Origin of the sequence: uncultured Agrobacterium sp. (genome assembly GCA_913777615.1) — a bacterium.
GTDB lineage: Bacteria > Pseudomonadota > Alphaproteobacteria > Rhizobiales > Rhizobiaceae > Agrobacterium.
The window spans coordinates 1-14,728 of record CAJYTK010000008.1 but is presented as its reverse complement, the minus strand read 5'-3'; the positions used below and the strand labels follow the sequence as shown (position 1 = coordinate 14,728).

The following is a 14,728-nucleotide window of genomic DNA, read 5'->3' as shown; positions in this document are numbered from 1 at the left end:
TCAGGGCTTCCAGCGCAGAAAATTCGAAATGAGGGCGAGACCGAGCGTCTGGCTCTTTTCCGGGTGGAACTGAGCGCCGGCCATATTGTCGCGACCGACGAACGCCGTCATTGCGCCGCCGTAGCTGGTGGTGGCGATGACGTCATCCCGGTTCTTCGCCGCCAGATGGTAGGAGTGGACGAAATAGGCGTGCAGCCCATCGGGTCCGGTCTTGATGCCATCGAAGAGCGGGTGAGGGCGGTGCAGCTCCAGCGTATTCCAGCCGATCTGCGGGATTTTCAGCGCCGGGTCCGACGGCGTCATCTCCACGACATCGCCTTCGATCCAGCCAAGCCCTTCGCTTACCGTCTTTTCCAGACCGCGCGACGACATGAGCTGCATGCCGACGCAGATGCCGAGGAAGGGATGACCATTCTTTTCCACCACATCGATCAGTGCTTCATGCATGCCTGTCACCGCGCTGAGGCCTGCGCGGCAATCGGCATAGGCGCCCACGCCCGGCAGCACGATGCGGTCTGCGGAAGCAACATGGTCCGGCTTGTCGGTCAGATCGATCGTTGCATCGATACCGGCTTCCCGCGCCGCTCGCTCGAAAGCCTTGGTCGCGGAACGGAGATTGCCGGAGCCATAATCGATAATTGCCACACGCATGTCAGCGCCTTCCATTCAAATCGAATTGGAACGAGCCCACAGGATCGTTCGTCATGAAACCGCCCACCCGATCACGGGTCTTCCACTCAGGCTGCGACACCAATGTCGGTGTCTGGTCCTGTTCGGGCAGGTTCGAAAAATACATCTCTTCCGCCGTGGAGAGATCGTGCGCCACGATCACATCCTTCAGTGTCCATCCCTTGGCGATCAGATGACGCTGAACCAGGTTGCGGCCTTCGAATCCGGCTACCAGTCCCACCGAGAGGGCAAAGAGAATGCCGATGATACCGAAGCCGTCGAGGCGTGCGACCTGACCTGCAGCGATCTGCAGGACGACAATCGATATGGCGACCCACCACATGCGGTGGATGGCGAACCAGATCCAGGGGAACAAAAGCGCAAGCCACGAAAATCGGTCGGCGATGAAGCGGGTGGTGCGGTGATCCCTGTCGGCTCCGCCCGGCGCTTCCAGAACCAGATAAGATGTCATTGGCGTTCCTGACGACGTTCGGAGCAGAGCCCTGTCGGGTGCTCTTCGGTTTTACCGGATCAGGCCAGCATGCCCTTTGTCGAAGGAATGCGGCCCGCCTGCCTGGGATCGATTTCTGTGGCGCTACGCAACACCCGCGCCACTGCCTTGAAGCACGTCTCGGCGATATGATGGTTGTTGGCGCCATAATGGTTGAGAATATGCAGCGTGATCCCGGCATTCTGCGCCAGCGCCTGGAAGAATTCGCGCACCAGTTCGGTATCGAATGTGCCGATCTTGGGTGCGGAAAACTGAACGTTCCAAACAAGGAAAGGTCGGCCGGAAATATCGAGGGCAGCCTTCGTCATCGTTTCGTCCATGGCGAGATCGAGCGACGCGTAACGGGTGATGCCTTTACGGTCGCCAAGCGCCTTTGCGATCGCTTGGCCGATAGCAATGCCGGTATCTTCGACCGTGTGGTGATCGTCGATATGAAGATCGCCCTTCACGTCGATTTCCATGTCGATCAGCGAATGGCGGCTCAACTGGTCCAGCATATGGTCGAAAAAACCGACGCCCGTCGAAATTTTTGCCGTACCCGTTCCATCGATATTCACGCGGACCGAGACGGAGGTCTCGTTGGTCTTGCGGGAAATCTCGGCTGTGCGCTCTGCCATTGCGGCTGCTCCTTGGACAATATTGCCGTTCCTTACCAGCCCGCACCTCAAATATCCAGTCATTCCATCGTCTTGTCGGCGTCGCCTAGACGGCCCGGTCAAGCAAGATTGCAATCGGCAAAACGGGACTTACATAAATTGCGAAAAGGACCGCCGCTTGTCAGCGGTTCGCGTGCTCTACATGCAAGGCCCGACTGGGCAGACAGGTGCTTTATGACAACAATCATTACAGTTCGAAAGGGCGGCAAGGTCGTCATGGCAGGCGACGGACAGGTTAGCCTCGGCCAGACGGTGATGAAGGGCAATGCCCGCAAGGTGCGCCGCATCGGCAAGGGCGAAGTGATCGCCGGTTTCGCGGGTGCAACGGCAGACGCTTTCACCCTTCTCGACCGGTTGGAAAAGAAGCTGGAGCAATATCCCGGCCAGCTGATGCGTGCTGCCGTGGAACTGGCAAAAGACTGGCGCACGGATAAATATCTGCGCAATCTCGAAGCCATGATGCTGGTGGCCGACAAGACGGTGACGCTTGCCATCACCGGCAATGGTGACGTGCTGGAACCCGAACATGGCGCCATCGCCATCGGGTCTGGCGGCAACTACGCCTTCGCCGCCGCCCGCGCCCTGATGGATTCGGAGAAGTCCGCGGAAGAAGTCGCTCGTCAGGCTCTCGATATCGCCGCCGATATCTGCGTCTACACGAACCATAATCTCGTCATCGAAACGCTGGACGCTGAGTAAGCGGACGCATCACCAACCCATGGTTCCTGCGGGCCGGGCCGTAACGGCTGGCCGCAACAGGAAGCCGAAAGGATCGACATGACCACTTTTTCTCCCCGGGAGATCGTCTCGGAACTCGACCGCTACATCATCGGCCAGCACGATGCCAAGCGCGCCGTCGCCATCGCCCTTCGTAACCGTTGGCGTCGCCAGCAGCTCGATGAGAGCCTGCGCGACGAAGTCATGCCGAAGAATATTCTGATGATCGGACCGACCGGTGTCGGCAAGACGGAAATCTCCCGTCGTCTGGCGAAGCTCGCCGGCGCGCCCTTCATCAAGGTCGAAGCGACGAAATTCACCGAAGTCGGCTATGTGGGTCGCGACGTGGAGCAGATCATCCGCGACCTGGTCGAGATCGGCATTGGTCTTGTGCGCGAAAAGATGCGCGCCGACGTTCAGGCCAAGGCCCATGCCAGCGCCGAGGAGCGCGTTCTCGACGCGCTTGTCGGCCAGACCGCATCACCTGCCACCCGTGACAGTTTCCGGAAGAAGCTGCGTGACGGAGAGCTGGACAAGAAGGAAATCGATATTGAGGTCGCCGATACCGGCTCCGGCATGCCCGGCTTCGAGATCCCAGGCATGGCGGGTGCCAACATAGGCGTGCTCAACCTGTCTGAAATGTTCGGTAAGGCCATGGGCGGTCGTACCAAGAAGGTCCGTACCACGGTGGAGAAATCCTATGCGGAACTCATCCGCGATGAGTCCGACAAGCTTCTGGACAATGAGCAGATCCAACGCGAAGCGGTCAAATCGGTGGAGAATGACGGGATCGTCTTTCTCGATGAAATCGACAAGATCGCAGCACGTGATGGCGGAATGGGTGCCGGCGTCTCCCGCGAAGGTGTGCAGCGCGACCTCCTGCCGCTTGTCGAAGGCACGACGGTCTCGACCAAGTATGGGCCGGTGAAGACCGACCATATCCTCTTCATTGCATCTGGCGCCTTCCATGTGGCCAAGCCCTCGGACCTGTTACCGGAACTTCAGGGCCGCCTGCCGATCCGCGTGGAACTGAAGCCACTGACCAAGGAAGACTTCCGCCGCATCCTGACCGAGACCGAAGCCAGCTTGATCCGCCAGTACAAGGCGCTGATGGCGACTGAAGAACTCGATCTCGACTTCTCCGACGATGCAATCGACGCCTTGGCGGACGTGGCGGTCCACCTCAACTCGTCGGTCGAAAACATCGGTGCGCGCCGTCTGCAAACTGTGATGGAGCGTGTTCTCGACGAGATTTCCTTCAATGCACCGGATCGCGGCGGCTCGTCGGTCAAGATCGACGATGCCTATGTGAAGGAGCACGTTGGCGATATCGCCGCCGATACGGATCTGTCGCGCTATATTCTGTAAGAGCGACCCGCCCTTACATTTGAAAATATTTGGGAGTGCGGCAAATCTTGCCGCACTCTTATTTTATCGGCCTTCTCTCGACATGAGGCATCGCTTTTCGTTAATGAATGTCGAAAGTCGATCCTCTGGATTATCCCAGCCCTGTGGCTGGCAAGAGATAAAGGCATCCGCTCGTGCGCAAAACTCTTCTGGCATTGGCCGCGCTTCTGGCCATTGGCACCGTTGTCCCCTCCTATGTCGAAGCCGCGACCGTCGTGCCTCCGGGAAACCGCAATGCGGAACAGCCGAATGTTCCGGGCGCGTCCGCGCGTCGCACCAAGGGGTCGAACTCTACTTACGAGCGGAAGTACCAGAAGGTCTATGAGCTCCTGTCCGGTGACAAGCAGCTGATCGCCAAGATCAAATCGACGGCAAGCCGCTACGGCATCGATCCGATCCATATGATCGGCGCCATCGTCGGCGAACATACCTACAATGTCGACGCCTATGACCGGCTGCAATCTTACTATGTGAAGGCGGCTTCATACGCCGGAAACAGCTTCCGTTTCGGCTATAAGGACGAAACGATCGCACAGTTTCTGACGCATTCGCAATTTTCCAAATGTCAGTCCAAAAGCGATTCCTACAGCCTGTGGAACTGTCGTGAAGATGTCTGGGAGGCGAGCTTCCGCGGCAGGAAGGTCGACGGCGTCAGCTATCCCGATAATCGTTTTAGCGCGGTTTTCTTCCAACCATTCTACGCCGGACAGACGTTCGGCCTCGGCCAGATCAACCCTTTGACGGCCCTCATGCTTTCCGATTCGGTTGCTCGCACCTCCGGCTACGAGAAGCTCGATGAGAACGATGCCGCTGCCGTCTACACAGCCATCATGGATCCCGATCACTCGCTCGCCTATATGGCTGCCGCGATCCGCAAATCGATCGATGACTACAAGTCGATTGCCGACATGGATATTTCCAGAAACCCGGGGCTGACATCGACGCTGTACAACCTCGGCGGCTCGCAACAGCGCGCCGCAGCGCTGGCGCAGAAAAATCGTCAGAGCGGCGGCACGGTATGGCCGGAAGAGAATTATTACGGTTGGCTGGTCAATGAAAAGCTGCCGGAACTGCAAAAGCTGTTGTGAGGGGAACAGGTTTGGCGAATTGTTTCCAATTTGGAAAAAATCTTTGATGCTGCGAAACGGTTGACGCGAGCCGGGTTCACCCTCCACTCTATGGACAATGACCATAGGGAGATATGTTGTGAGCCGCATCGAGCATAACGGACTGTCGTTCGACGAGACACTTTATCAGTTTTTGAAGGACGAAGTTCTGCCCGAAACCGGGCTGAACGCCGATGACTTCTTCAGTGGCTTTTCTGCCATCGTCCACGATCTGGCGCCGAAGAACAAAGCGCTGCTGGCAAAGCGCGATGCGTTTCAGGAAAAGCTGGACGACTGGTACCGCCAGAACGGCGCACCGTCCGATCTCGCCGCCTATGAAGCCTATCTGCGCGAGATTGGCTACATCGTGCCGGAAGGCGCAGCCTTCAAGGTCAACACACAGAATGTCGATCCCGAAATCGCCGAGCTTGCCGGGCCGCAGCTTGTCGTACCCGTGATGAACGCGCGCTATGCCTTGAACGCCGCCAATGCGCGATGGGGTTCGCTCTATGATGCGCTTTACGGCACGGACGCGATTGCCGAAGAGGACGGCGCCGAAAAGGGCAGGGGCTACAACCCCCGCCGTGGCGAAAAGGTCATCGCTTGGGCTCGTTCCTTCCTCGATGATTCCGTTCCCCTTGCAATTGGCAGCTGGGTAGATGTCAGCGGCCTCACCGTCGTCGATGGCGCTCTCACTGTCACTCAGGATGGCCAGTCGACACCGCTTGCCGATTCTGCGCAGTTTGCCGGTTTCGACGGCGACGCGTCGCAGCCCTCCGTCATCCTGTTGAAGACCAACGGCATCCATATCGAAATCGTCATCGATCCCTCCACGGCCATCGGCAAGGATGATCGCGCCGGTATTTCCGACGTCATTCTGGAATCGGCGCTCACCACGATTATGGACTGCGAAGATTCTGTCGCCGCCGTCGATGCCGAGGACAAGCTCATCGTTTATCGCAACTGGCTTGGCCTGATGCGCGGCGACCTTACCGAAGAGGTGTCCAAGGGAGGCCAGACGTTCACCCGTCGCCTTAACCCGGATCGCAACTATACAGCGCCGGATGCTTCGGCGCTGACGCTCCCCGGGCGATCGCTGATGCTGGTGCGCAACGTCGGCCACCTGATGACGAACCCGGCCATTCTGGATCGTGATGGCAATGAGGTTCCGGAAGGCATCATGGATGCCGTCATCACAGGCCTGATTGCGCTTTACGATGTCGGCCCGAGTGGCCGCCACCAGAACTCGCGCGCTGGCTCCATGTATGTGGTCAAGCCCAAGATGCACGGCCCGGAGGAGGTTGCCTTCGCAGCCGATATCTTCACCCGGGTCGAACAGCTGGTCGGCATGCGGCCCAACACCATGAAAATGGGCATCATGGACGAGGAGCGCCGCACCACCGTCAACCTTAAGGAATGCATTCGTGCTGCCAAGGATCGGGTTGTCTTCATCAATACCGGCTTCCTCGATCGCACTGGAGATGAAATCCATACTTCGATGGAAGCTGGCCCGATGATCCGCAAGGGCGACATGAAGCAGGCGGCCTGGATTGCCGCGTATGAGAGCTGGAACGTCGATATCGGTCTCGAATGCGGCCTGTCCGGTCACGCGCAGATAGGCAAGGGCATGTGGGCCATGCCCGATCTCATGGCCGCGATGCTGGAGCAGAAGATCGCTCACCCCAAGGCCGGCGCCAACACCGCCTGGGTGCCGTCGCCAACCGCGGCGACGCTACACGCAACCCATTACCACAAGGTCGATGTCGCGCATGTGCAGGAAGGTCTGAAGAGCCGCGGTCGCGCCAAGCTTGCCGACATCCTCTCCGTGCCTGTCGCGGTTCGCCCCAACTGGACGCCGGAAGAAATTCAGCGGGAACTGGACAACAATGCCCAAGGCATTCTGGGTTATGTCGTGCGTTGGGTGGATCAAGGGGTCGGCTGCTCCAAGGTGCCGGACATCAACAATATCGGCCTGATGGAAGACCGTGCGACGCTGCGCATCTCCGCACAGCACATGGCAAACTGGCTGCGCCACGGCGTCGTTTCGGAGGAGCAGATCGTTGAAACCATGAAGCGCATGGCGGCCATTGTCGATCAGCAGAATGCGGGCGATGCGGCCTACACGCCGATGGCCGGCAACTTCGATGATTCGGTCGCGTTTCAGGCCGCCGTTGAACTGGTGCTAAAGGGCAGGGCGCAGCCAAACGGCTATACCGAGCCAGTCCTGCATCGCCGCCGTCTCGAGCTAAAGGCAAAGCGGGGCGCGTGAGCGCCCCATTCACCAGGTCTTGGTGAGCGCTTCCTCTAAACGAGAAGCGTTTGGCCTGAAACGAAAAAAGCCGCCGGGACATTCCACGGCGGCTTTTTTGATAGGCATGTCCAGAGATTACTGGATAACGACGACCTTGGAGCTTCGGCCCGGACGGATGCGGCTGTAGAGATCGATCACGTCCTGGTTGATCATGCGAATGCAGCCGGAAGAAGCTGCGGTGCCGATCGACGCCCATTCAGGCGAACCGTGGATACGGAACAGCGTATCCTGGCCCTGTTCGTTGAAGAGATACATGGCGCGCGCACCAAGCGGATTGCTGATGCCCGGACCCATGCCGTTTTCAACGTACTTGGCCACTTCAGGCTTGCGTGCAGCCATTTCCTTTGGCGGATGCCATGTCGGCCATTCCTGCTTCCAGGCCACATAGGCTTCACCTGCCCAGGCAAAGCCCTGCTTGCCGACGCCGATGCCATAACGCACAGCCTTGCCGCCTGGCAGGATGTAGTAGAGGAAGCGCTCGCGAGTATTGACGATGACCGTTCCGGGCTTTTCCGCCGTTTCATAGCTAACGATCTGGCGATGAAACTTCTTGTCAACGCGGTTGATCGGAATGGCTGGGAGGGCGTAACCGGCGTCCGTGGTCGCGCCGTAAACCTCGTCACCGAAGATCTGTGCCGTCTCAACCACAACAGGCGCTGCGACAGGGCGGGCAGAGGAGGTTTCAGTCGTCGTGGACGCGCAACCGGCCAAGGCAAGGATGGACGACAGGCCGAGTGCAGTCATTGAAGTGCGAATGCGCATGGTGTTCTCGCGGAAAAATCGCTTATATAAGCGGTGCATGGAGCGATATTGGATAATCGGGTTATTTTCGATTACTCTAGGCTTTGCAAGCCATCGCACCGCAGCAAGACTACAGCTCGTGCGAAAATGCTGCTTCATGGTCTTTTTGCAACAATTTCACGGAGCGCTTTCCAGAATCGATCGATGACTATTCTTTCGTTTACAAATAACAATCCGTTAATCGACGGTCGCCAATCTGAAAAAGCCATGCTTGTGCGCCGGGGCGTGCAGATATTGCTGAACGAGATGCGCCATTCCGTGTTGCCGGAACTTGCACTTTCCAGCGGCAGGCGGGCTGATCTGATCAGTCTGTCGGTCAAAGGAGAAATCTGGATCATCGAGATCAAATCCTCGATCGAGGATTTCAAGGTGGATCGCAAATGGCCGGACTACCGGCTGCATTGTGACCGGCTGTTCTTTGCTACCCATGCCGAGGTGCCGCTGGATATCTTTCCGCAAGAGTGCGGCCTGTTTCTTTCCGACGGTTACGGAGCCCACATGATCCGCGAAGCGCCGGAGCACAAGCTCGCTCCCGCCACGCGCAAATCCCTGATGCTGGATTTTTCCAGAACCGCAGCCCGACGCCTGATGATGGCGGAATGGTCTACCGGCACCAGCTATTCGGATTGATCCGTTACCGTCGTTCTATTTAGGCGCCCGTTTGGCCAAAATGCGCTGCAGAGTACGGCGATGCATGTTCAGCCGCCTAGCCGTCTCCGAGACGTTTCGCTCGCACATTTCATAGACGCGCTGAATATGTTCCCAGCGAACCCTGTCGGCAGACATAGGGTTTTCCGGCACCTCCATCTTGTCGCCCTCGCGCTGGGTCAGCGCGTTGAAGACATCGTCGGCATCGGCGGGCTTCGCCAGATAGTCCAGTGCCCCGAGTTTCACCGCCGTCACGGCGGTCGCAATATTCCCGTAGCCTGTGAGAACGACGATTTGGGTGTCGTCGCGATGCTGGCGGATCGCCTCGATCACTTCCAATCCATTGCCATCACCCAAGCGCAGATCGACCACCGCATATTTCGGCGGCGCGCTTTTCGATTTCTCGATCCCTTCGCTGACCGATTCGGCGGTATCGACCACAAAGCCGCGGGCTTCCATCGCGCGCGCCAGACGGCGCAGGAACGGACCGTCATCATCAACCACCAGCAGCGATTTGTCCGGACCAATCGCATCCGCGGCTGTTGCTGCTTCTGCCTGCTGGTTCTGTCCGTCATCCACCATGGTCGCTTCCTTCGGTCGTTTTATTATCTTTGGTTGGTGCCTCTTGGGCGATCATACGCTTCATGCGCTACAAGCGTAAGAGTTTCCTAACAAACTCCAAGATCACCGACTGTTACTATCCTCCATAACCGAGCGCGGCCAGATAACGGTGACCCTCGCCCCTGCGGCATTTGGTCCACGGTTTTCGAATGTCAGCGCCGCACCGGAGCGTTCAAGCAGCGTCTTGGCGATGAAAAGCCCAAGCCCAAGTCCACCTGCGGTCGTGTCGTTTTGCCGATTTGTCACATAAGGATCGCCGATCCGCGCGAGAATATCCGGCGAATAGCCATCGCCATCATCTTCGATCATCACCTTCACCTGATGCTGATCATGCGACACGGTGACAGTGACCATATCCTTGGCGTAATCGACCGCATTTTCCAGCAGGTTTCCCAACCCGTAGAGAATCCCGGCATTGCGGGCGCCTATCGGCTCACCGGCGCGCCCTGATTTTTCCACCAGCTTCAGTTTGACCCCGAATTCCCGGTGCGGCGCCATCACCTCTTCGATCAGCGACGACAGCGGAAGCCGGCGAATATGTTCTTCGCCCTCGGCGGAGAGCGATGTCAGCCGGCGTAGAATGTCTCGGCATCGCTCGCTCTGGCTGCGCAGCAAAGCCACATCCTCGCTAAAGCGTTCGTCCTTGCCCAGTTCGCGTTCCATTTCCTTGGCCACAACGCTGATCGTCGCAAGCGGTGTTCCCAACTCATGGGCCGCTGCGGCAGCGAGTCCATCGAGTTGCGAGAGATGCTTCTCTCGTTCCAGAACCAGCTCGGTCGCGGCCAGCGCGTCGGCAAGCTGGTTGGCTTCATGGGAGACGCGATAGGCATAGAAGGCGGCAAACGACATCATCGCCACGATCGAACACCAGATGCCGACATGGATGATAAGCTGGATCGGCAGTTCCTCACCCGGATACCAGGGGACGGGAAATGGCGAAAATGCGATCGCTGTGGCGCAGACAAGCGCGAAGAACAGCAACACGAGAGAATGTTTCAGCGGCTGGGAGGCAAAGGCAATGATGACCTGTACGCAGATCAGCGGCGCAAACGGGTTCGACAGACCGCCGGTAATGTAGATCAGCGCCGTCAACTGCAGCAAGTCGAAGGCCAGCAACAGCGTCGCCTCCCACGGCTCAAGGCGGTAGGTCGCCGGAAAGCGTGCGGACAGAAACAGATTGGCCGTTGCAAGAGCGGCAATAAGGAGCGCGCAGGTGAGAAGCGGCAGGGGGAAGCCAAGAACCAATGCCACGAGTAGGATCGTGGCGCTCTGTCCGGCAACCGCAAGCCACCGCAACCAGACGATGGTCTGCAGGCGTATTTGACGGCTGGCACGGCCGAAACGTGTCGTCTCTACGGGCTGCTTTGCCATCGGTCCCTCTTCGTCATGTCATGTGCCGCGCGGCTTGGCGCGGTGCGTGGGTTGTGCGGATGCTGGATCTTCGGGCCAGGGGTGGCGTGGATAACGCCCGCGCATGTCTGCGCGCACATCCTTCCAGGAGCCAGCCCAGAAGCCGGGCAGATCCCGCGTGGTCTGTATCGGCCTGTGCGCCGGCGAGGTCAATTCTAGGAGAAGTGGCAATTTTCCCCCGGCTACACTCGGGTGCTCTTTCAAGCCAAAGAGTTCTTGTACGCGGATGGTCAGCGTCGGCTCCTCGCCATCATATTGAATGGGATGCTTTTGGCCTGTTGGCGCTTCGAAATGAGTCGGTAGCAGTTTGCCAAGCTGGCGCAGTTCCTCATGCGGCACTAGCGAGCGCAATCCTTCGATGATGTTGCCGCCACTGATGTCATGGATTGCCTTGGCATCGTGCTGGAACGGCACGAACCATTCGTTCAGTCTGTCGATCAGTGCTGTGTCGCTCATGTCCGGCCAGGGCGCGCCGACACTGCGGTACAGGAAGCCCAGGCGATGGCGCAGCTGCTGCGCCTCCTTCGAAAAGGCCAAAATATCGAGACCATGCTCACGAAGGCCATTTGCCAGCGCTTGCGCGGCCTTTTCGCCGATGGGACGCGCAAGAGGTGTTTCGTCCAGGATAATGGCGCCGATACGCGAGACGCGCCGGGCGCGCACCTGTCCGCTCGGTTTGTCGAAGAAAAGCTGGTCTTCCTTGACGATTGCCTCGGGTAGAAATGCCTCCACGTCTCTAAGGCTGATCGACGCCGCGGCCAGAATTCTCGGTCGTGCGGCGCGGCCGACAATATCGGCAACCACCAGCATCTTCTCCGTCGCCAGCCGTTCCGTCTCTTCCAGCTCTCCACCCCGGCCATTGGCCATGACATAGCGACCGCGCGCGCCCCGTTGAAACGCGATGCGGTCCGGAAAGGCATACAACAGAAGCTGCCCCGCCGTTAAGGTCGTTGCTGCAGTGGCCCTTTTGCCGGGAAGCGAAGAGGCGAGCCGTCTTGCCAACCCCTTGGCGGCCATTGCCCGCTCAGACTTTTCGCCTTTGAATCGACGAAGCCGCTCATCGAGATCGATATCGTTGCCGCCAAGTCCCTGCTCTGTGAGCAGAACGGCAAGCAGCGAAGCGTCTTCGCCGCATCCTTGCTCACCCGCTGCGATCACCATCGCCGCGAGGCGAGGGGGCAACGCCATGTCGCGCATCAGCTTTCCGCGTGCGGTGATTGCACCGGACTGATCGAGGGCGCCGAGGCCAAACAGCAGCGCATTCGCTTCTTTCAACGTGGCCGATGGCGGCTGATCGAGAAACATCAGGCTTGCAGGGTCACTGACACCCCAATGGGCAAGATCGAGCGCGAAGCCGGAGAGATCGCTTGCCAAAATCTGTGGTGGCGTGAAGGCCGGCAGTGCTGCCGTCTGTCCCGCATGCCATAGGCGGATCGCGATGCCTGGCTCCGTTCGCCCGGCACGACCCGCGCGTTGTTCGGCAGAGGCGCGCGACACCTTCACCGTTTCCAGCCGGCTCATGCCGGTCGAAGGCTCGAACACCGGAAGCCGTTGCAGCCCGCTATCGATCACGATCCGCACACCATCGATGGTGATCGACGTTTCGGCAATCGAGGTTGCCAGCACGATCTTGCGCTTGCCTTTTTCCGTCGGCTTGATCGCTGCGTCCTGCTCCTTCTGGGAGAGATAGCCGTAAAGCGGAATCACCTGCGTCTGTGGATCGAAACGACCCTCAAGCCTCTCCGCTGTCCGCTTGATCTCCGCCTGCCCGGGAAGAAAGGCGAGTATCGAGCCTTGCTCCGCGCCATGCGCCTCGATGATCGCCCGCGCAGCCTTGTCTTCGATCCGTTCCTGTCCTGTCCGGTCTTCGTAGCGAATATCGACCGGAAAGCTGCGACCGAGACTGGTGACCACCGGAGCATCATCGAGAAGCGCGCTGATCCGATCCGCATCCAGCGTCGCGGACATCACGAGAATACGCAAGTCGTCCCGCAGTCCGGATTGTACGTCGAGAGCCAGTGCCAGACCGAAGTCGCCATCGAGCGAACGTTCATGAAACTCGTCGAAGATGACGGCAGAAATACCGCTGAGTTCGGGATCATCCAGCACCATCCGCGCGAAAACACCTTCCGTCACCACCTCGATCCTCGTTCTTTCCGAAACCCGGTTGTCGAGGCGCATGCGATAGCCGACAGTTTCGCCCACTTCCTCCTTGAGTAACGATGCCATCCGGCTCGCCGCGGCCCGCGCTGCAAGCCGTCGTGGCTCAAGAAGGATGATCTTGCCATCGCTAAGCCAGGACTGGTCGAGAAGGTAAAGCGGCACCAGCGTGGTCTTGCCGGCTCCAGGCGGTGCGCAAAGAATGGCTCTCCCGGCCCGGTGCAACTTGTCTCCGAGTTCCGCAAGCACCTCCGTGACAGGAAGGGTGCTTGCGTTTTGCAGTGCCGCTTTGATGATTGGCGTCATGGCATCAATTGGTCCGTCGCGTCACGCTCTCATAGGCGAGAATGGCACCGGCCAGATCTTCAAGTGCTGCACCCACCGATTTGAAAAGCGTGATCTCGTTATCGTTCTCGCGGCCCTTGTGACGCCGCGAAACGAGATCGGCAAGCTCTGCCTTAATGTCTGGTCGCTGAAGCACGCCCGCGTCGAGGGGCTGCACGATGTCGCCACCCTCCTTGAGGGCGCCATCGAAGGTGTCGACAAACACGCTCGTACGCCGGATCGCCTCATCGTCGCTTTCGCGCATGGACGGCTTGAAGGCGCCGACGAGATCGAGATGCGCGCCGGGCTTCAGCCATTCGCCCATGATCAATGGCTCGCTGGAAAGTGTAGCACAGGAGACAATATCGGCGTTTCGCACACCAGCTTCTAGATCGGCGCAGGCAAAGGCGTTCAGGCCTATCTGGCGTGCCTCAGCCGCTGCCTTTTCCGCGGAGGCGACATTTCGTCCCCATATATGGAAGGTAGATATCTGTCGCACTGTCGCATGCGCCTGCATGAGGTTGAGTGACAGCCTGCCAGTCCCGACCATCAGCATGGATGACGCATCGCGCCGCGCAAGGTATTTTGCTGCCAGAGCGGATGTCGCGGCTGTGCGCCGTGCCGTAAGTTCGCCACCCTCAACCGCAGCCAGCATCTCGCCGGTCTTGCCAGAGGAAAGAAGATAGGTACCGAAGATCGCGGGCAGCGCGCGTGTGCTGTTATCGGGGAAGACCGAAAGGATCTTTACACCCATATAGGAGCCAGGCACCCATGCGGGCATCATGAGAAGTGTCGCATCACGCTCGCCTGGAACAGTGACCTCATGATGATGCCGCACAGGCATCTCACAGCCGCCACGGAACATGGTTTCGATCGCATCGATCAGCCGCGGCCACGCCAAGGCGTTGCGCGTTTCGTACTCATTCAGAACCAGCATGGACTTCTCCCTCTTCTCTTATGCCTCGAACTTAGCATGCCAAGCGGATCAGGAAAGAGACAGGTGATTTGCAGAATTCAACACAAGCCCTGCAAGGGTGTTTGGGATGCCCTCGAACAAAATATCTCGAAAAACATCATTAATTACGCGTACTTACGGAAAAACGACAGATTTATGAAAAACGTGTGTTGACTTGTTTGGGGGTGTTCTCTTATAAGTCCGCTCACTGACGAGGGCGGCGGCGCTGCTGGCGACGAAGTCCTTTGTTCTAGAGAAAATCGGAAAAGATGAGCTGATGCTTGTTTCTCTTGGGTCTAGGTTGACTTGAGGGGTTTGATTTTTTGACACTTGATTGGTGTCTGTTTTTTGACAATTGAATATGAGAAGAAAGAGAAACGTGGGCGGCGAGGCTTGCGGGATCCTGGAGTAATCTGGGGTTTCTGGAATAGA

The 14,728-nt window shown here is 58.5% G+C and carries 14 protein-coding genes; 5 read left to right on the top strand and 9 right to left on the bottom strand.

Annotated elements, in window-relative coordinates; genetic code table 11:
• Genes hisH through hisB form a run of 3 tightly spaced genes read right to left on the bottom strand, consistent with a single transcriptional unit; the run spans position 1 to position 1,797 of the window.
• Positions 1-651, bottom strand: a complete 651-nt coding sequence (gene hisH / locus QZ862_RS07335; protein ID WP_296098666.1) for an imidazole glycerol phosphate synthase subunit HisH — start codon at positions 649-651, stop codon at positions 1-3.
• Between the two features lies 1 nt (position 652).
• Entirely contained in the window at positions 653-1,141 is a 489-nt protein-coding gene (locus tag QZ862_RS07330) for a DUF2628 domain-containing protein (protein ID WP_296098663.1), read from the bottom strand.
• Between the two features lie 59 nt (positions 1,142-1,200).
• Positions 1,201-1,797: an imidazoleglycerol-phosphate dehydratase HisB gene (gene hisB / locus QZ862_RS07325; protein ID WP_296098660.1), complete on the bottom strand. Its 597-nt coding sequence runs from the start codon at positions 1,795-1,797 to the stop codon at positions 1,201-1,203.
• Between the two features lie 213 nt (positions 1,798-2,010).
• On the opposite strand from hisB, the gene hslV reads away from it, so the two are divergent.
• The 4 genes from hslV (at position 2,011) to QZ862_RS07305 (ending at position 7,335) form a co-directional block, all read left to right on the top strand.
• Positions 2,011-2,535, top strand: coding sequence for an ATP-dependent protease subunit HslV (hslV, locus tag QZ862_RS07320; protein ID WP_296081050.1), 525 nt, complete (start codon positions 2,011-2,013; stop codon positions 2,533-2,535).
• A 78-nt stretch (positions 2,536-2,613) separates the two neighbouring features.
• A complete protein-coding gene (gene hslU / locus QZ862_RS07315; protein WP_296098656.1) occupies positions 2,614-3,921 on the top strand; it encodes an ATP-dependent protease ATPase subunit HslU in 1,308 nt (435 codons plus the stop codon).
• Between the two features lie 173 nt (positions 3,922-4,094).
• Positions 4,095-5,048 carry a DUF1402 family protein gene (locus QZ862_RS07310; RefSeq protein ID WP_296098654.1) on the top strand — a complete coding sequence of 318 codons (954 nt, stop codon included), beginning with the start codon at positions 4,095-4,097 and terminating at the stop codon, positions 5,046-5,048.
• 118 nt (positions 5,049-5,166) lie between these two features.
• Positions 5,167-7,335, top strand: a complete 2,169-nt coding sequence (locus tag QZ862_RS07305) for a malate synthase G (RefSeq protein ID WP_296098651.1) — start codon at positions 5,167-5,169, stop codon at positions 7,333-7,335.
• 117 nt (positions 7,336-7,452) lie between these two features.
• Here the strand turns inward: QZ862_RS07305 and QZ862_RS07300 are convergent, their stop codons facing one another.
• On the bottom strand, positions 7,453-8,139 hold the full coding sequence (locus QZ862_RS07300) for a L,D-transpeptidase (protein WP_296081043.1): 687 nt from the start codon (positions 8,137-8,139) through the stop codon (positions 7,453-7,455).
• A gap of 183 nt (positions 8,140-8,322) precedes the next feature.
• Here QZ862_RS07300 and QZ862_RS07295 point away from each other — a divergent pair, with 183 nt between their 5' ends.
• Complete coding sequence (locus QZ862_RS07295; RefSeq protein WP_296098648.1) at positions 8,323-8,808, top strand: MmcB family DNA repair protein; 486 nt, start codon at positions 8,323-8,325, stop codon at positions 8,806-8,808.
• 15 nt (positions 8,809-8,823) lie between these two features.
• Here QZ862_RS07295 and QZ862_RS07290 read toward each other — a convergent pair whose 3' ends face one another.
• The 5 genes from QZ862_RS07290 to QZ862_RS07270 form a co-directional block, all read right to left on the bottom strand.
• Positions 8,824-9,408, bottom strand: coding sequence for an ActR/PrrA/RegA family redox response regulator transcription factor (locus tag QZ862_RS07290; protein ID WP_296098645.1), 585 nt, complete (start codon positions 9,406-9,408; stop codon positions 8,824-8,826).
• 102 nt (positions 9,409-9,510) lie between these two features.
• Positions 9,511-10,818, bottom strand: a complete 1,308-nt coding sequence (locus tag QZ862_RS07285) for an ActS/PrrB/RegB family redox-sensitive histidine kinase (protein ID WP_296098642.1) — start codon at positions 10,816-10,818, stop codon at positions 9,511-9,513.
• An 18-nt stretch (positions 10,819-10,836) separates the two neighbouring features.
• Complete coding sequence (gene hrpB / locus QZ862_RS07280) at positions 10,837-13,323, bottom strand: ATP-dependent helicase HrpB (protein WP_296098639.1); 2,487 nt, start codon at positions 13,321-13,323, stop codon at positions 10,837-10,839.
• A gap of 4 nt (positions 13,324-13,327) precedes the next feature.
• A complete protein-coding gene (locus QZ862_RS07275) occupies positions 13,328-14,278 on the bottom strand; it encodes an ornithine cyclodeaminase family protein (protein WP_296098636.1) in 951 nt (316 codons plus the stop codon).
• 153 nt (positions 14,279-14,431) lie between these two features.
• The coding region (locus QZ862_RS07270; protein WP_296098634.1) for a hypothetical protein at positions 14,432-14,728 on the bottom strand (297 nt) is incomplete at its 5' end.